This is a genomic window from Centipeda infelix ATCC 43532, from assembly GCF_000234095.1.
Taxonomy (GTDB): domain Bacteria; phylum Bacillota; class Negativicutes; order Selenomonadales; family Selenomonadaceae; genus Centipeda; species Centipeda infelix.
Genome location: NZ_JH376802.1, coordinates 1 through 2203 on the forward strand (window position 1 = coordinate 1; position 2203 = coordinate 2203).

1 rRNA gene is annotated in these 2203 nt (G+C 51.0%); it reads right to left on the bottom strand.

The annotated features are described in order from the left end of the window. Nucleotides 1-1857 (bottom strand): 23S ribosomal RNA (locus HMPREF9334_RS11245); the annotation flags it as partial. Nucleotides 1858-2203: the final 346 nt, after the last annotated feature.

Sequence of the window (2203 nt, forward strand, 5' to 3'; positions counted from 1 at the left end):
GGATGCATTTTTGCCGAGTTCCTTAACGAGGGTTTTTCCCGCGCACCTTAGGATTCTCTCCCCGCCTACCTGTGTCGGTTTTGGTACGGGCGGACATCTTCTCGTTAGAAGCTTTTCTTGGCAGTGTAGTGCAGCTGAATTCAGATTGACCGTAGTCTTTCCTATCTATCGGTTCTCGGCCTTATAGTATGGGGATTTGCCTCCATACCAGCCTACCGCCTTCGACGCGCCCAACCATTCGCGCGCTCAGCTTCCTTCCTGCGTCACTCCATCCTCAAACGAAGACGCCCGGTACTGGAATTTTCGCCAGTTGTCCATCGCCTATGCTTTTCGCCTCGGCTTAGGTCCCGACTAACCCCGGGACGACGAGCGTTGCCCGGGATACCTTAGGCTTTCGGTGGACAGGATTCTCACCTGTCGTTTCGCTACTCATACCGGCATTCTCACTTCTTATCCGTCCAGCAGTCCTTCCGGTCTGCCTTCGTCCAGATAAGAACGCTCCCCTACCCAGTGTGTACACATCAGCACAACGCTCAAAAAGCTTGTTAAAATTGCTCTCTGCTGTGTCAACCTCGTTTGACGTAGCTCTACTACGCCGCTCTCGGTTTCCTTGCAGATACCAATTTTTCCTGCGCTTTGAACGCTCTGTAGATATGTACACCCTGCCGCGGCTTCGGTTCTGTGCTTTAGCCCCGGATATTTTCGGCGCAGGGCCTCTCGACCAGTGAGCTATTACGCACTCTTTTAATGGTGGCTGCTTCTGAGCCAACATCCTGGTTGTTTTCGAAGTCCTACATCCTTCTCCACTTAGCACAGCATTTGGGACCTTAGCCGGCGGTCTGGGCTGTTTCCCTCTTGAATACGGGTCTTATCACTCGCATTCTGACTCCCAGACTGCCCATATGAGCCATTCGTAGTTTGACTGGGGTCGGTAGGCTTTACGCCCCCTTGCCCGATCAGTGCTCTACCGTCTCTATGGTGATTCGCCTGAGGCTAGCCCTAAAGCTATTTCGGGGAGAACCAGCTATCTCCACGTTCGATTGGCATTTCACCCCTATACACATCTCATCCCAAAGTTTTTCAACACTCACGGGTTCGGTCCTCCACTCATTTTTACCTGAGCTTCAACCTGGACATGTATAGATCACTGTGGTTTCGGGTCTAATCCATGCTACTTATCGCCCTCTTAAGACTCGCTTTCGCTTCGGCTCCGCGTCTCCCGCTTAACCTCGCAGCATAAATTAACTCGCCGGTTCATTCTTCAATAGGCACGCCGTCGCACATGTAAAGTGCTCCGACTGTTTGTAGACATACGGTTTCAGGTTCTATTGCACTCCCCTCCCGGGGTTCTTTTCACCTTTCCCTCACGGTACTTTTCGCTATCGGTCGTTTTGATGTATTTAGCCTTGGATGGTGGTCCACCCTGCTTCCCACCGGGTTCCTCGTGCCCTGTGGTACTCTGGATTCCTGCCCGCTTTTCACTCTTTCGTGTACGAGGGTCTCACTCTCTTTGCCGCACCTTCCCAGATGCTTCCACTAGAATGTCCAGTTTGTTGCAGGTCCACAACCCCAAGAAACCGAAGTCTCTTGGTTTGGGCTCCTCCCGTTTCGCTCGCCGCTACTCAGGGAATCTCTTTGATTTCTTTTCCTCCGACTACTTAGATGTTTCAGTTCATCGGGTGTTTTCTCTCTGTATCGAGTACAGAGTGACGGGACGTTACTCCCGCCGGGTTGCCCCATTCGGAAATCTGCGGGTCATAGCTTACTTGCAGCTCGCCGCAGCTTATCGCAGCTTATCGCGTCCTTCTTCGTTTCAAAACGCCTAGGCATCCGCCGTATGCCCTTATAAACTTGACTTAACTTTCCGCTTCGTACATCAGCGGCACTGCATATCCCGTCATCTGCTTTGTCAGCCTCATCGACATAGCATACTATGTCTCTGTCGGCTTCCGCGCATCTAACGGAATCTTCAGCGCCGATCCAACATGGAATCGGAACTTCATCTCGTGACTTAAGGTATTTTCGCTTTATCCTAATTTGCTTGGGAAAATCTTTTAGTGAGGAAAACGTCGCGTACATGAGAACGCTTCGTTTCCCTGTTTAGATTTTCTTGTTTCTTCTGTGCAGTTTTCAGTGAACAAAAGGACTACCGCAGAGACTTTCATCTCTTCGATGCGCCCTCAAAACTAGACAATGCAAAACC